This window comes from Flagellimonas amphidinii (assembly GCF_013090115.1).
GTDB lineage: Bacteria > Bacteroidota > Bacteroidia > Flavobacteriales > Flavobacteriaceae > Flagellimonas > Flagellimonas amphidinii.
In genome coordinates this window covers 51,495-69,207 of sequence record NZ_JABFNN010000034.1, presented here as the reverse complement: position 1 = coordinate 69,207, position 17,713 = coordinate 51,495, and the positions used below count along the sequence as shown (strand labels likewise).

General features: G+C 38.6%; 8 protein-coding genes and 1 tRNA gene. 5 read left to right on the top strand and 4 right to left on the bottom strand.

Annotated features, from left to right (window positions below; translation table 11 throughout):
* Positions 1–19: 19 nt before the first annotated feature.
* The 4 genes from HJC33_RS10515 to HJC33_RS10500 all read right to left on the bottom strand — a co-directional run bounded on the left by HJC33_RS10515 (position 20) and on the right by HJC33_RS10500 (position 11,241).
* Positions 20–3,292 (bottom strand): VCBS repeat-containing protein, encoded by a 3,273-nt coding sequence (locus HJC33_RS10515; RefSeq protein ID WP_246245529.1) that lies wholly within the window; start codon positions 3,290–3,292, stop codon positions 20–22.
* A 34-nt stretch (positions 3,293–3,326) separates the two neighbouring features.
* The gene (locus tag HJC33_RS10510; protein WP_246245528.1) at positions 3,327–6,599 is read right to left on the bottom strand and encodes a VCBS repeat-containing protein; all 3,273 of its coding nucleotides are present in this window, start codon (positions 6,597–6,599) and stop codon (positions 3,327–3,329) included.
* Positions 6,600–6,716: 117 nt separating this feature from the next.
* Positions 6,717–8,186, bottom strand: a complete 1,470-nt coding sequence (locus HJC33_RS10505) for a RagB/SusD family nutrient uptake outer membrane protein (protein ID WP_171658778.1) — start codon at positions 8,184–8,186, stop codon at positions 6,717–6,719.
* A gap of 10 nt (positions 8,187–8,196) precedes the next feature.
* Positions 8,197–11,241 carry a SusC/RagA family TonB-linked outer membrane protein gene (locus tag HJC33_RS10500; protein ID WP_246245527.1) on the bottom strand — a complete coding sequence of 1,015 codons (3,045 nt, stop codon included), beginning with the start codon at positions 11,239–11,241 and terminating at the stop codon, positions 8,197–8,199.
* A gap of 362 nt (positions 11,242–11,603) precedes the next feature.
* Here HJC33_RS10500 and HJC33_RS10495 point away from each other — a divergent pair, with 362 nt between their 5' ends.
* The 5 genes from HJC33_RS10495 (at position 11,604) to HJC33_RS10475 (ending at position 17,710) form a co-directional block, all read left to right on the top strand.
* A complete protein-coding gene (locus HJC33_RS10495) occupies positions 11,604–12,419 on the top strand; it encodes an SDR family oxidoreductase (RefSeq protein WP_171658777.1) in 816 nt (271 codons plus the stop codon).
* A gap of 78 nt (positions 12,420–12,497) precedes the next feature.
* Entirely contained in the window at positions 12,498–14,867 is a 2,370-nt protein-coding gene (locus tag HJC33_RS10490) for a glycoside hydrolase family 31 protein (RefSeq protein WP_171658776.1), read from the top strand.
* Positions 14,868–15,083: 216 nt separating this feature from the next.
* Positions 15,084–15,167 (top strand) — tRNA-Leu (locus tag HJC33_RS10485).
* Positions 15,168–15,337: 170 nt separating this feature from the next.
* The gene (locus HJC33_RS10480) at positions 15,338–16,237 is read left to right on the top strand and encodes a MerR family transcriptional regulator (RefSeq protein ID WP_171658775.1); all 900 of its coding nucleotides are present in this window, start codon (positions 15,338–15,340) and stop codon (positions 16,235–16,237) included.
* An 18-nt stretch (positions 16,238–16,255) separates the two neighbouring features.
* Positions 16,256–17,710 carry a phytoene desaturase family protein gene (locus HJC33_RS10475; RefSeq protein WP_171658774.1) on the top strand — a complete coding sequence of 485 codons (1,455 nt, stop codon included), beginning with the start codon at positions 16,256–16,258 and terminating at the stop codon, positions 17,708–17,710.
* Positions 17,711–17,713: the final 3 nt, after the last annotated feature.

Here is a 17,713-nt window from a genome sequence, read left to right as displayed (position 1 = left end):
TCTATTACTGTGAATGTTATTAATTTATCTTGACAGCTTGGACAAAATCATTGTTCTTAGCTGCTAAGATGTAGGTTTGGTCTCCTCTATGAATTATGGCCATATCTTTTACATCACCTTTCACAAAAAAGCCGCTTTTAGCAACAGGGACAGACACGAAACCACCTTTACCATTTCCTTTGAGATAAAGACCATAACCAGCATCATTTCTTGGAGTTTCCACTTCAGAAACAAACAAATTGCCCGCAATCAAAACGTCTAAATTTCCATCCTGATCATAATCATCCACCAAGATTTTATTCAAATTGAACAATTGTGCTTCCACCGGAAGCCTATGGATTATAAATTTACCGTCCTTATTTTCCAAATAAACGCTCGCAAAGGACTTTACTTGGTAGTGCAACGCGGATTCCAATGCCTTTTCGGAATACACATCGACCAAGGTAGCTTCGGAGAAACTTTCATAATCCTGAAATTTTGACTTAATGCCAGGAATTTGTTGCGAAGAGCACTCCCTACCTCTCACTGGATATTGTTTGCCCTCATTGTAGTAGCTCAATACAATATCATCTTTCGAATTTTCATCAAAATCGTTTACATAAATATCGAAAGTCTCTTTTTCATTGGCTTTGTATTTATAATTGAGCCCGTTGTTGCCAACGATGTAATCCATATCACCATCTCCATCAAAATCTCCCTGTTCAATACTCCACCACCAACCTGTGGTATCCTTCGTTAACGCCATTTCTTCAGAAACTTCAATAAATCCGTTTTGGGTATTTTTAAATGCTCTAATGTTCATCCATTCTCCCACCACAATGATGTCTTGCCAGTCATCTCCATTAAAATCGGTAACAACTGCGCTCGTAGCCATACCCAAGTTTTGAAAAGCTTCGGGTTGCATTTTTTGGGTGATTTCAAATTTGGCATTGCCCTTCTCACCAACATTCATCAAGATATAACTGCTGACCGGCGCCGGGTAATTACCAGGTGACTGACGCCCCAATACCAACAAATCCAATTTACCATCTTTGTTGAAATCACCTTTATATGCCTTTCCCCCACTAATTGGTGGGCTATTTAATACCGCTTCATCAACTTTGGTGAAATTCCCCATTCCATCATTGATGTACAATCTATCCTTCAGCTTTTCATCCTCTTGAACAAATTCATAACCTCCGCTTACTACATATAAATCGTTATCACCATCCTGATCGGCATCAAAGAGCAGTGCTCCGAGGTCTTCATTTGCTTTATCTACTTCTAAAAAAGTGGTTTCTTGTGCTTCAAAACCTTTTTCATTCTGAAAAAACAAAGCACCAACTTTATTGGCTGCCCCTCCAACATAATAATCATCTCTACCGTCACCATTCATATCGCCCACAGCCAAAGCCGGTCCAAAGGAAGACATTTTATGTGGCAATAAGATTTGCTTTGCAAAATCATCGAACTGGTTTTCCTCATGTTTATGTTTTGGAAAATGTAACATATCTGTTTCAAATAATGCTGCTACTTCAGTTTTCGTATCATTCAATGTCAAAGCATCATCAATTTGTAAATTTAGTCTTTGGTTTGCCTCAATATTGGTCAACAGTTGCACTTTTCCATTGGGCCAAATAACTTTCAGACTATCCACCTTGGTGGCATCGCCCATTCCAAAATGTATCAAAGGAGTTACCGAAGATTGAAAACCCCTGCTCAGTGTCAATTCCTGCATTTGCGTACTTCCATTTGAAGAAAGATAGACTCTGGCACCCAAGCCAAATTGATTGCCTTTGTTTCCTTTTAAATGAAGTTGCAAGTAGTTCTCCTTTTGGGAGCTTTTGTTCTCAAAAATGGAGACCTCATCATCTATATTGTTGATGATTATTTCCAAATCCCCATCATTGTCCAAATCTGCGTAGGCTGCCCCATTGCTAAAACCTTCAAACTCGATTCCCCACTCTTTGTTCACCTTTTTAAAACCTAGTTCTCCTTGATTCTGAAACATAAAATTATCTATCCTTTCTGAAGGAATGGCCATACTCAATGCCAACAAGGTGTCTTTTTCAAGTTTGGTCCTTTTAATAGCTCCAAAAAAATCATTATTGTTGATTTCCCTGCGGGTACCATTGGGAATGAAAAGGTCTTTGAGACCATCATTATCAAAATCAGCAAAAAGAGGTCCCCAACTCCAATCGGTGGATGACGTGCCCGTTATTCTTGAAATATTTGAAAAATGAGGTACTCCATCCTCATAAATTCCAGAATTTAACTGAAAACAGTTGTGCATATATTGATAGTGAAACCCTGCGTTGACAACATCCCAAAACAGGGGAATGTTCATGCTGGCCATATTGGCCTTTTTACGGCGGTTGCTCTTGGCATCCATATCTACTTGAAAAATATCAAGATGTCCATCATTATTGGCATCAGCAATATCCACTCCCATACCGTAAAACGCAGTGTGTCCCGTTGCATCCTTGACTACTTCTTTAAATGTTCCATCTTGATTGTTGAGATATAGAAAATCTGGTGAGTTGAAATCGTTGGACACATAAATATCCGGCCAAGAGTCATTATTTAAGTCCCCTATAGTTGCACTCAACGAAAGACCAAAATCCAATAATCCAGACTCTTTGGTAACCTTGCTGAAGGTTCCGCCATCATTGCGATAGAGCTGGTTGGATTCTATCTCCTCAGGGTTTTTCATCTTATAAGCATAATAATAAGTAGGGATATTGAACCGAGTAGAGGGATAATTGGCGACATAAAGGTCCAAATCACCATCCCGATCATAATCAAAAAAAGTACCTTGTACACTTTGACCTGCATCAGCCAAACCCAATTCAGTAGCTCTTTCGAAGAAAGTTCCGTCTCCATTATTGATGAATAATTGGTTTTGGCGCGGCCCGAACTTTCCAGAAACAGAGCAATAGATATCCAAGAAGCCATCACTGTTCACATCAGCCATGGTAACACCGGTGTACCAACGCGAATCTCCGCTTACGCCAGCTTTTTCAGTAATATCTTCAAATTTCAAATTTCCTTTATTCAAATAGAGTTTATTGGAAACTTGGTTTCCCGTGAGGTAAATATCCACCAGACCATCATTGTTAATATCCCCTGTAGCCACACCTCCGCCCATATACAAATAGGAATAGGTGAAATAGTTCAGTGAATCGTTTTCTGTGAGTATGTTATTGAAGTCCACCCCAGTATCTGAAGACTTTAACTGAGCAAAGATTTTTTGGGCATCACCCTTTTTTTCTTGCTTTTCTTGGCATGAAAAACAAATCAAAATAAGTAACATTCCAAAAATTGGTTTCAACTTTTGCATCCTCTTATCAAATCCCATCATCCTTAAAAATTGTCGGTTTACCATTGTTGTTTGTTATCAGAAAATAGTCCTGTTTGTTAATTTCTATTTTATGAATGCCTTTGGCATTTCCCCCGTTGTAAAAATTGAGGTCTTTATACGTTAAAAAATCTCCCTTGCCATCATTGACCAATACATAGCCTACATTTCCATCATAGCGAATGGTTTCCACCTCTGCTTCATGTATAGCCCCTACCCCCAAAACATCTATATGACCATCATTGTTGATATCTGTGAATTCAAATCCCATGGTTGGTCCCAATTGGGCAGTATTTGGTAGTTCAATCCATTCAAAATGACCATTTCCCAGATTTTTAATGTAAGCCGAGCCAAAATTATAGGCCATCTTATGATATGCATTGTCTAAAGATTGATCTCCATAAATATCAATAAGAGTGGCATTGGCAAATTCTTTGTAAGTAGGGAGTTTGTTGGCTATAAAGCTATTTTGCTGTGTGGAGCATTCCTTCCCCCTGACCGGCACTAAATTTCCTTTATAAATTTTGCTCAACACCATGTCATAGCTTCCATCACCATCAAAATCATTTCCGTAAATATGTAAAGGTTTTTCTTTTGAAGGATGGAATTTGTTGTTTTTGCCAAGGTTGCCCAAGAAATAATCCAAATCACCATCATTATCAAAATCAATAGCAGAAATAGTATTCCACCAACCTTCTGATCGTTCCAATTCGGGAAGTACCGCCTTGGTGAAAATCCCATTTTCATTATTAAAAATAGTTATGGGCAACCAGTCGCCAACAACCAGCAGATCTTTATCACCATCATTGTCATAGTCTGAAAAAACAATATCGTTTATGAGTCCCAATTCTGAAAGTTCTGGAGCAACATCTTGGGTAGCATCCACAAACTTTCCATTATCGTTTTTTAATACATAGGATTTATCCGCCAAAGGATATTGTCCGGATACCGTATGTGCGCCCACAATAACGTCTTTATCTCCATCCGCATCCAAATCAGCGGCTACTATTGCTTTGGTATTGGTGGCAATTGTAGTTAAGTTGTTTCTTGAAAACGTACCTTTTCCATCATTTAAGTACAAACGATCCTGCAATAATGAACTTCCAGTGTTAAATTCATAACTACCACTGGCCACATATAAATCTTGGTCTCCATCACTGTCAGCATCAAAAAAAATAGCTGCAACATCTTCAAATTTTGAATCTTTTTGCAATGTAGGTTGTGTCATTTTGGTAAAGCTTCCATTCTTTTGAAGATATAGGGTTCCCTCTTGACCTTTTGCTCCACCAAAAAAGATATCCTGAAGTCCATCACCATTAACATCTGAAATAGCCATTGCAGGTCCGGACTGTGATAATTTTTGAGGTAAGAGCACTTGTTTGGTAAAATCGTCAAATTCTGATTCTTGATGCTCAAAATCCAGACCCAACCGATTAGGCCTAATGGGAACAAGGTTTCTATTTACAACAAATTGTGATGGATTGTTGGCTACCGAAGCATCTTGATCAATGGTTATAGTCTGATTGGCTGCAACATTTTCCATGACAGAGACACGCCCATTATCCCAAACCACTTCAATTTTGGTGGCCAGCTCTTTGTTATCCAATCCAAAGTTCAACTGATGTGAAACCGATGACATATAACCCCGGCTGGAATACATTTCTTGGTACTGTGCTTTGTCATCGGTAAACACCTTGACCTTGGCACCAATTGCATTTGTATTCTTTAGGCTACCCTTTAAGTTAATGTTCAAATAATTTGTGGTGGAGTGGTTCTCATAGACCGTTGCTTGATCCGACATGTTGTTCATCACCAAATCCAAATCACCATCGTTATCAAAATCGCCGTAGGCAACGCCATTGGAATTCAATTTTGCTTCAAAACCCCATTCTTTGGAAGTATTTGCAAAACTTAGATCTCCGTTATTTTTATAGCTATAATTCGTCAATTTATCAGAGGGCATCATGGCGATTACCTCCATCTTGGTCATCTCAATCTCTTCATCTAATTTTTTTCTGACCTGACGAATATAGTCTTGATTGGCAAAATTTCGTTCCACACCATTGGTCACAAAAACATCCTTAAAACCGTCACCATCAAAATCGGCAATCAAGGGAGCCCAACTCCAGTCGGTTTTTGAAATACCCGCAAGTTGACCAATATCACTAAAGGATCCATTACCATTGTTGAGTTGCATAACATTGGCCATATAGGGATAATGGTACTTTTCTTTCACCAAACGCCTAAAGGTCTCAGTATCCATTGTAGGCATGTTCTCTTTGCTCCTCACATGGTCTTCAGAGGACATTTCCAGCACTACCAAGTCTGGCAGGAAATCGTTGTTGATATCCGCAAAATCAGAACCCATACTGTTATAGCTAATATGCTTGAAACGTGTATTGATTTGATTGGAAAAAGTACCGTTCCGCCTATTGATGTAGAGCATATCCGGTGCAATATAATCGTTGGCCACATAGATGTCTGGCCATCCATCATTGTTAAAATCACCAATGGAGGCGCTTAACCCCCATGCTTTATTGACGATGTTGGACTGCAAGGTTACATTGGTAAAGGAATTTCCATCATTTCTGAACAATTGGTCCGAAGTTTCAGGATAGAATTTCTGATTTTCTCTTTTTTCCAGTCGCAATGTATTTTCAAAATCCACACGATGGTTTACAAGGTACATATCCAAGTCACCATCTTTGTCGTAATCAAAAAAGTAGGACTGGATTGAAAATCCTTCATGAGCCAATCCCCATTTCTCGGCTTCATCTTTAAAAGTGCCATCTTTTTGATTGACAAAAAGTTTATTTTTTCTAAGCTGTGCGTTATTCAAAGATGCTGATTTACACACATAAATATCGAGCCAACCATCATTGTTGATATCAACCATATTCACTCCTGTGGACCATCCATTGGCATCAGAAGTTTTTGACGCTGTGGTTGCATCTTCAAACTGAAAATCACCTTGGTTGAGATATAGTTTATTCGATTTTTGATTGGACACCAAATAAATATCATCCAATCCATCGTTATTGACATCTCCTACCGCCACACCTGCACCTATAAGAGCATAGGTATAATTGATGCAGTTAAAATCATTGGTTTGCTCAACGGTATTAACAAAATCAATACCAGTTGTACTCTTAGGCAACAAACTGAACAGCGTAGGACTGTTGGATGTTTTCTTTTTTGTTCCATTGTCTTTGACACATGCAACAAACAAAAAAGATAAAGTAATAAGTAGCGAACGTTTCAACAGTATTATTTTTTATTTCTCACCACTACAATTTAATCAAAAAACAGCGTGCCTAAACACGCTGTTTTCAACTTGAATAAAAACTAACTCAAACTAAACTTAATTCAAATTGTATAGTTAATAGCCAGGGTTTTGGTCAGCTTCAGTCAATGCAGCGTTTGCATTTATTTCCGCCGCAGGTATAGGCAACAATTCATGTTTCCCAGCTTGGAAATTGGAGCCAGCCAACTCAGTGGCCGCATTGCCCCATCGTATGATATCATTAAACCTCACTTGTTCACCCGCCAGTTCACATTTACGCTCGTGGACAATAGCATCAAAAACCTCTGAGGACGACAAAGTAGTCGGTAGTGGAGCCAAACCAGTACTTGGTCTTGTTCTCACCTCATTAATGTACCCTACAGCAGCTGCCGGATCGTTTTCATAAACACATTCAGCCATCATTAATAGTACATCTGCATAACGCAAGTATTTGAAGTTGATTCCAGACGCCGCATCCTCAGATGCCTCAGCATGGTAGTTTTGATACTTTTTCCAACCAGCTCTATAAATGGTTCCACTAGCATCGGCCAAATCACTTTCTTGGATGGTACCACAGCAATAATCATCGCCAGCTTGGTAAAAGTTATCCTGAATACGACCATCACCAGTTTCATATTCATCCAATAAATCGTCTGTAATATGTACGTTATACCAGTTTAGAAGTCCATACTCTTGACCTCTAAAGGTAATTTCATTAAGCCCTGTGCCGGTTTCTCCCCATGCAGACCCTCCAATTTCATCATCATACACTATTTCAAAAATAGACTCTGGTCCAAATTCACCTTCTTCAGTAAAGTTGTCAAAATAGTTGTCTTCCAATTGAAAGGCACCGTAGATTTTCTCAAACTCGGCTAAAGCAGCACTTTTATTGTTTCTGAACAAGTACACTTTACCCAACATGGCAATAGCAGCCTCTCGGGTAGCTCTACCAGTATCCTCAACATTCTTGGAGCGCAATGCGCTACTTGCCTCTGTCAAATCCTGAATAATTAAGTCATATACTTGATCTGCTGAAGATCTTGGTTGTGCTTCAGTAGTTAAACCATCATTGATTGGTACCCCTCCGAAACGAGTAACTAAGAAGAAATAATATAATGCCCTCATGAATTTGGCTTCCCCAATAAATTTGGCCTTCATTTCACTGGAAAGCTCAGAATCATTCAATTCATTGATCTTATCTGCATTATTAATTACCAAATTACAGTTATTAATACCTCTATAACAGGCTTTCCAATATTCTCCAATTGGTCCGTGATTGGAATTGAACGAAAACTGTATGTACTCTACTTTATCTGATTCCAATTGCTGGTTACGTCCATTTTCTTGCGCCATATTGTCCATCATAAAGAACATATGTCGAGTGTAAAGGCCTCGATTTTGTAAATGGGCATATGTACCAGTAGCTGCAGACTCTACTTGAGCGGCTGTCTTAAAAAAGGTATCTGGCGAAAGTTCGTTTGGATTGACCTTGTCCAAGGCATCCTCATCACAGGAGATGAAGAGTGCAAATACCAGGGTTATACTTAAAAAAATTCTTTTTTTCATGGCTTTTTTATTAAAATGTTACTTGTAATCCTACCAATACCGATTTTGGTTGTGGGTAATTACCACGGTCTACACCAAATTCAAAGTTGTTAGATTTGGCATTACCGATTTCAGGATCTAGGCCAGAGTAGCCCGTCAAGGTCACTAAGTTCTGACCACTCAAATACAACCTTAATCTTGAAACATATTCGGATATTTTACTATCAGAACCAAATGTGTATCCTACAGTAAAGTTTTTTAATCTTGCAAATGATCCATCTTCAATGAATCTACTGGAAGATGCAACGTTTATACCATTATTACCATCAAAAGCACGCGGTACGCTGTTGGATGGGTTGGTCGGTGTCCAACGGTCCAATACTTCAACACCAGCATTAAATGTTCTTGGCATACCTTGTAAATCATACAGGTTGGTATTGTAAATATCGTTACCAGCAACTCCATTGATAAATATGTTGAAATCCCAATTTTTATAGTTACCATCCAGATTTAAACCAAAGATGATTTCTGGTGTTGGATTTCCAATAGCAACAATGTCATCATTATTGATTTGTTGGTCGCCATTTTGGTCCACAAATCTGATATCCCCAGGTTGAATTGCTGTTTGATCAGTACCTAAAACGGCTTCAACTTCAGCTTGCGTTTGGTATATACCATCCATTTGAAAACCGTAGAAAGCAAATACCGGCTCTCCAGGTTTCAAACCATTGATCAATTGATTTTCAAAGAAAGCACCTGGAATAATATCGCTCCCTACACCAGTATTCAACACCTCATTGGTTGTAGTGGAAAGGTTAAGATTGGCAGACCAGGTAAAATCCCCTTCATAATCGTTATAGCCTAAACTGATTTCAAAACCTTTACTTTCAACATCTCCAATATTGGTAGGCACGGTTGAACTTAAACTACCAAAAGAACCTGGTAATTGAAGGTCAATCAACAAATCATTACTAGTATTTTTAAAATATTCCAATGCTGCTGTAAACTTATTGTTGAAGAGTCCTACGTCCAAACCAATATTCAGCATTTCTCTTTCCTCCCAAGCCACATCTGGATTAGGGGTACTGGACGGAGCTACACCCGTCAATGCATTTCCACTTATAACATAATTAAAATCATTGGTCAAAGTGGTATTAAACACGTAGTTTCTGATTTCATCAAAACCAGTAGTACCCCAGCTAGCTCTTAACTTTAAGGTATTAAAGTCTGAACTGTTCATAAAGTTTTCTTCAGCAATGTTCCAACCTGCAGAAACAGATGGGAACCAACCCCATTTAGTAGACGGTCCAAATCTTGAAGAACCATCTCGTCTAATGGAACCGGAAAGCAAATACTTATCCTTATAGCTATAGTTTAAACGACCTAGGTAACCAATTTTATCAACCTCATCAGTCAAAGAGGATATCTCTGACTGCTCATTGGTCAATTGTTGGATTTCATCAGTAACAGAATTTCTACTAGCAGTGTTCACTTGCTCAAACAAAGCTTCATTCTTTTCAGCAACAGCTAAGATGTCAAAACGATGGTCATCATTGATGTCGAACTTATAATTTAAGCTATTGGTAAACAAATATCTTCTGAAAGTGCTAGAGTTCTTGATGATACTTGCAAAAGTTTGTGAATGTGTGGACTGTCCATTACTATCATCATCAAATGATGGAATGAACTCATCATAATTGCTGTAGTTGTACTCCAAACCAAATTGGGATTTGAATTTCAATCCTTTCAACAATTCATACTCTCCAAAAATACTACCGAACACTTGGGTTCTTTTAGTGATACGACTGCCATTCTCTTGAATACGTACTGGGTTTTCAGCATCCTGACCATCCAAAGCTGAAGTAGGACCTTGAAAACCGCCAAGATTATCTGCATTATAGATGGGTAGATAAGGAGCCATTTTGATAGCGTGCTCCAATAGTGAACGACTACCGGCATTATTATCACCGGTTTCAGGTGTTTGATCACTGAAAGTAACGGATAAAGTCTCTCCTATTTTAAACTTATCAGTAACATCAAAATTACTGTTCAATCTAACATTGTAGCGATTAAATCCGGTTTCAATAATTGCCCCTTCTTGTTTTAAAGCACCTATTGAAGCCCTGAAATTACTTTTTTCGTTACCGCCAGCCATACTCAAATCATAGTTTTGCATAAAACCAGTTTGGAAAATAGCATCTTGCCAATCCGTATTGTTCCCTGAAGAACTTAAAGGACTCGTTGGAACAGTACCAAAAGCTTCTTCAATAAATTGCAAGTATTGATCTGTGTTCAACAAGTCAAAACGTTGCGTTACGTATTGAATACCTGTATAGGTATTGAATGAAACCTCTGTTTTTCCAGCCCTACCTTGTTTAGTGGTAACCACGATAACCCCATTAGCCGCTTGTGAACCATAAGCCGCTGCAGTGGCCGCATCTTTTAAAACATTGATACTTTCAATATCTCCGGGATTAATAGAGCCCAAATCAGAAGAAATAACACCATCAATCACATAGAGAGGGCTACCTCCATTCGGTGACCCCACACCACGTATACGGACAATGGGTGCGGTACCTGGAGAACCACTATTGGTAACCGTGATACCTGCAGCTCTACCTTGTAACGCTTGGTCTGCTGTGGCAACAGGTAATGCAGAAATCTCTTCTGAACCCACAGTGGAAATGGCACCGGTGACCGCTGCCCTAGATTGTGAACCATAAGCCACAATTACCACTTCATCCAATGACTCCAAGTTCTCAACCATGGTCACATTGATTGTTGTTCTACCGTTTACAGCAATGTTCTCGGTATTGTATCCTACATAACTGAATACCAAAGTAGCATCAGATGCGACATTGGATAAGGTGTAATTACCATCAAAATCTGTGGCGACACCGTTCGTTGTTCCATCAACTACTACACTAACTCCGGGCAGCGGGCCGTTCTCATCTCCTACTGTACCCGAAACTTGAATTTCCTGGGCATGCATACTTAGTCCCATAAGAAAACTCAACGACAAAAACGAAAGGCTTCTGAGTTTAGCAAAGCTTCCGCATAAGAATCGGTTGATCATTTTTTTTAAGTTTTAATTAATTTGTTTAGCTGCCACACCTTCAAAATCTTCATTAAAAATTAGCCTGATGACAAATCAAAAATTGACATTTCGCAATTTTCAAATCGATTTTTTGAGCATAAGCAAAAAATCAGTTTCAATTGTTAAACAAATCTAAATTGGTCGTTTGGGTGTCAATAGAAAAAACGTAGCAAATGATTGTGATTTTGATGCATTATCCATGCAACATTATTAAACTGCGTTATTTTGCAATGAAATTTTAAACAAATTGTAATTGAGGATGCCTATTTTCAATAATATGATATTATTAACCTCTTTACATGAAAAAACGTTATCCTTGGGCAGTCTAAAAATTGAACAGAATGTCAGATTTATTTAATATTTCAAAAAAAGTCATTGTTGTAAGCGGAGCAACAGGTGTTTTAGGAAGTGCCGTGTGTGAGTATTTAGCTGAACAGGGGGCCAAATTGGTGATTTTGGGCAGGAATGAAGAAAAAGTATCCTCACTCGTCCAAAAAATTAAAAATAATAATGGTGAAGCTTTTGCAGCAATTGCAGATGTTACAAAAATTGAAACCTTGGAAAAGGTTAATAAACAGTTGAAACAGCAATTTCAAAAAATTGATGTACTTATTAATGCTGCAGGAGGAAATATGCCCAATGCTGTTATCCTTCCAGAACAAGATTTTGCAAATAGTGATGTAGAAGCCATACAAAAGGTTATGGAACTGAACTATTTGGGAACTTACCTTCCCACCAAAGTATTTACTCCTCTTTTGATGGAGGGAGAAAAAGGTAGCATCGTTAATTTTTCTTCGGTTGCTGCCTCCAAACCTTTGACCAGGGTAGTAGGGTATTCATCAGCAAAAGCTGCGATTGACAATTTTACGAAGTGGCTTGCTGTGGAGTTTGCCCAAAAATACGGAGATGGAATGCGTGTGAATGCTGTAGTTCCCGGTTTTTTTCTAACAGAACAGAATAGAACACTATTGACAGATTCGAGTGGAAATTTAACTGAGCGGGGGAACAAAATAATCAACAATACACCTATGGGACGTTTTGGAAAACCCGATGAACTTTTTGGGGCCATTCATTGGCTTTGTTCCGATGCCTCAAAATTTGTCACAGGAACATTGGTAGAAGTTGATGGTGGTTTTAATGCCTATGCAGGCGTATGATACAACAAATGTCCCAAACAGAGAAAACGAATAGTGAAATAGATAAAAATTTGAACACAAACCTATAAAAACCTAAGAATGAAAAAAAACTTCAATCTATTCTACGTAATACTGCTTTTGGTAATGGTATCTGCGGAAGCACAACTGCAAAATCATAACATATTAAATGAGCCACCAGATGTTAGTAAAGATTTTCAGGATTACAAGAACACCTATTATCTAGCTGATGAATTGATTGATTTTAATCCAAAAACCGGACAAGGAACTATAAAATACCTTCGCCACAGATTTGTTGGGGCACAAGCCTTTGATAATATGTTGGGAAGATTACAGGCGGTTGAAGCCAACGAATTTCCTGCTACAGAATATGAAGCCTCACCAGAAATGCCTTTCACACTTCAATTTGTATCCGACAGAACCATTCGCATTAAAACAAGTTCGGGTCCGCAATATGCACAAAAAGAGGCCTCTTTGATGCTTATTAACGGAACTGCACCCAATGCAATGAATAGTTGGGAATACACAAAAGTTGAAAATGGTCACCAATATAGCAGCAAAGCCGGCAAAGTTATTTTGAGCGAAAAACCATGGAAAATCGCTATCTACGATGCAAAAGGTAAACTCCTCACTAGTACATTGCACATGAATGATGTGAAGAATACCTATACCCCCGTAACCCCTTTTGGTTATGTGCGTAAGGCCAGTGACTATTCCAGAAGCATGAATGCTGTATTCTCGCTATCTCCAAACGAAAAAATATACGGTTGCGGAGAATCTTTCACAGAATTCAACAAACGTGGCCAAAAAGTGGTTTTGTATATCGATGATGCCAATGGAGTGCAAAATGAGACTATGTACAAACCCATTCCTTTTTATATGAGCAGTAGGGGCTATGGAGTTTTCATGCACCATTCCACTCCAATAAGTGTTGATTTTGGCAAATATTTTAGTGGGGCCAATAGCATGATGATTGGTGATGACGAAGCAGACCTGTTCGTGTTTCTTGGAGAGCCCAAGGATATTTTGGATGAGTATACCGATTTGACGGGAAAACCAGAAATGCCTCCTCTATGGTCCTTTGGTTTTTGGATGAGTCGCATCACCTATTTTTCTGAAGAAGAAGGTCGTGCAATAGCCCAAAATCTTAGAAAGCATAAAATCCCAAGTGATGTCATCCATTTTGATACAGGATGGTTTGATGTGGATTGGCGCAACGATTATCAATTTTCTGCCTCACGTTTCAACAATCCAGAAGGCATGATCAAAGATTTAAAAGCAGATGGTTTTAATGTTTGCTTATGGCAACTACCTTACTTTACACCCAAGAACACCCTTTTTAATGAAATTGTAGGAAACCAATTGGCCGTAAAAGATGCTAAAGGAAATCTACCTTATGAAGATGCTGTATTGGATTTTACCAATCCTGCAACCATCTCATGGTATCAGAATAAAATTGAAAGTTTGTTAAAAATGGGAGTTGGTGTCATAAAGGTGGATTTTGGAGAGGCTGCCCCTCTCAATGGCATTTACCATAATGGACGGACTGGTTTTTATGAACACAATATGTTCCCCCTACGCTACAACAAAGCGGTATATGACATCACCAAAAAAACAAATGGAGAAGGCATTATCTGGGCGCGTAGTACTTGGGCCGGCAGTCAACGCTACCCGCTGCATTGGGGTGGTGATGCCGCTACCAGTAACACAGCAATGGCTGCAACCCTTAGAGGGGGACTATCCCTAGGATTGAGTGGCTTCACTTTCTGGAGCCATGATATTGGGGGTTTTGTTACCAAATCACCTGAAGATCTGTATAGAAGATGGACACCGTTTGGAATGCTGACCTCACATGTAAGAAGCCATGGTGAGCCGCCTACAGAACCTTGGGAATATAGTAAGGAATTTCTAGAGGGATTCAGAAAAGCCGATAATATGCGTTACCAATTGCTACCTTATATATATGCTGAAGCCAAACACGCTTCCCAAAATGGTCTGCCCATGGTACGCGCATTGTTTGTAGAATATCCTAACGACCCGGGCAGTTGGTTGGTAGATGACCAATATTTATTCGGTTCCAGTGTTTTGGTGGCACCACTTTTTGAAGAAACAGAAGAAAGACCTGTTTATCTACCTCCTGGAGAATGGGTGGATTATCAAACAGGAAAAAGTTATGCTTCCGGATGGCATACCATCAAAGCTGGTGAGATTCCCGTAGTCATGTTGGTCAAAAGCGGCACAGCTTTACCACATATCAAACTAGCTCAATCCACCAAAGACTTGGATTGGAACAATATCACCCTAAAACTTTATGGTACCTGCGACATTATGACTGGAAAGTTATTTGTACCTGGCGGTTCTGAAATTAAAAATCTTGAACTCAATAAAGACGCAGGTAAATATGTGCTAAAAAATATTCCTGAAGGTATTCGTATTAAGATTCAACCATAAACAATATAGCCCTGGGTTTTCCTAGGGCTTTTTTATAAAATGTAAGTGATGAAATCTCAACTGATACTGATTTTGGCATTGACCACTTTATTGACATCTTTTCAAAAGGAAAATAAAGGGTATAAATCAATAGCTCAAAAAACTTTCTAAAACACAAATATTATAGCGATATTTGCCCTCCCAAAAGTCAAAATCCAATTTTTTGACTTAAAAACAGCCCACGTGGTGGAATTGGTAGACACGCTACCTTGAGGGGGTAGTGTTCGAAAGGACGTGCTGGTTCGACTCCAGTCGTGGGCACAAAAACCGCAATACTGCGGTTTTTTTCTTTATTACCCCTATTTTCTTCAATAATTCTTATAGATTTTCTTAAAAGTGCTAATTTTTCACAAAGCCGCGTCAATTTATAGACCATAATCTAGGTTATCTTCATTAAAAGTGTAAATTTGTTTAACGTTTATGTATAAAAGATGAACAATGTAAAGAAATCCTTCAGTATCCGTGACATGGAAAATTTGTCCGGTATCAAGGCCCACACGATACGAATTTGGGAAAAACGTTATAATCTATTCGCTCCTGAGAGGACAACGACTAACATAAGAACATACAATTTGGCAAGCTTACAAAAGCTGTTAAATATTACACTGCTTTACAACAATGGATACAAGATTTCCAAAATAGCCAAACTTGGTGATGCCCAAATTCCAGTTTTGGTAAGGGAAATAGTGTCCAATAATAGTGAAAAGAGCCACGCCATCAATGCCTTTAAACTGGCCATGGTCAATTTTGACCAAAACCTGTTTTTAAACACCTACAACAGTCTTTTGTCAGAAAGATCTTTTAGGGTAATCTTCAATGAGGTCTTTATTCCTCTTTTGAATGAGTTGGGACTACTTTGGCAAACAGATACCATAAGTCCATCGCACGAACATTTCATAACCAATCTCATTAAACAAAAAATATATATCAACACGGAAAAGCTGCAAGTTCTGGAGCCTACCAAAAAAGATAAGGTCTTTGCGCTTTTTCTTCCAGAAAATGAAATCCACGAGATTGGTTTGCTATATGTCAATTATGAAATTATGCTCAGGGGTTATAAATCAATCTATTTGGGCCAAACCATGCCCATTGAAAATCTTGTTGATTTGTTGAAGTATTATGATAATGTTCATTTTGTGTCCTACTTCACTGTTGCACCTACAAAAGATGACTTAGATAGTTATTTCGATGAATTTTCAAAGACTTTGAATCCTCATGGAAATTCCAAATTATATGTTTTGGGCCACCAAGTTCAATATATTGAAAATGGAGAGCTTCCCAAAAGTGTGGAAACATTTAGCTCTATTGAAGGATTGTTGGCCACTCTATAATTCCCTGCTTTGTCCCAAATGAAAAAAGTAATTGTTATTGGTTCTGGTTTTTCTTCACTTTCAGCTTCATGTTATTTGGCAAAAGCTGGTTATGAAGTAGAGATTTTTGAGAAAAATAATACCGTGGGAGGCCGTGCAAGACAATTGACCAGAGAGGGATTTATTTTTGACATAGGCCCCAGCTGGTACTGGATGCCAGACATCTTTGAAAAGTTTTTCGCTGATTTTGGCAAGAAACCTTCCAATTACTACCAATTGGACAAATTGGATCCTGCCTATAAGGTTTTCTTTCAGGACGACACCATCACCATAGGTGATTGTATGGAAAAAATATGTGAGGAGTTTGAAAGAATTGAAACTGGTAGTGGTGCTCATTTAAAGAGTTTTATCGGAAAGGCACAGGAGAACTATGACATTGCCATCAATAAAGTGGTACTGCGGCCCGGCCTATCGCCTTTAGAGCTTGTGACCAAAGATACCATCCTACGAGTAGACCAATTTTTTAAGAGCATCAGTCAGGAAGTAAGAAAGCGGTTCAAAAATCCAAAACTGATATCCACCTTAGAGTTCCCAGTTCTATTTCTGGGTGCAAAGCCCAATAAAACACCATCTTTCTATAGCTTCATGAATTTTGCTGATTTCGGTCTAGGTACTTGGCATCCCAAAGGTGGGATGTATGAAATCATCAAAGCCATGAAAAGTGTGGCCGAAGAACTTGGGGTCAAAATACGTACAGAAAGTCCTGTGAGTAGAATTTTGGTCTCAGACCGTACAGTTCTTGGAGTTCGAAGCGACAGTGAAAACTATTTAGCCGATTATGTGGTCAGTGGTGCAGATTATCACCATTCTGAAACTTTATTGGACAAAAAATTTCGACAATACTCTGAAAACTATTGGGAAAAGAAAACCTATGCTCCTTCTTGTTTGTTATTTTATGTCGGATTCAACCAAAAATTGAATAATGTAGAACACCATAACCTCTTTTTTGATACGGATTTTGAAAAACACACCCAAGAAATATACGACCATCCGCAGTGGCCAAGCGAACCATTGTTCTATGCCAATTTCCCTTCTATAACAGACAATTCTATGGCTCCCAAGGGTTGTGAAACAGGTTTTTTCCTAATTCCAATTGCTCCGGGACTTGAAGATACTCCAAAAATCAGAGAACAATATTTTGATATTGTCATGAATAGATTTGACCAACGCACCGGACAAACAGTCAAAAATTCCATTATCTTTAAAGAGAGCTTTTGTGTAAACGATTTCATTGAACAATACAATTCATATAAAGGCAATGCCTATGGCATGGCCAATACATTGAGCCAAACAGCTTTTTTACGACCCAACCTGAAAAGTGATAAAGTAAAAAACCTGTTTTTTACAGGGCAATTGACAGTTCCTGGACCCGGGGTACCGCCTTCCTTAATTTCTGGAAAATTGGTATCCGAACTGATAATTAAAAAAGATTAAGTC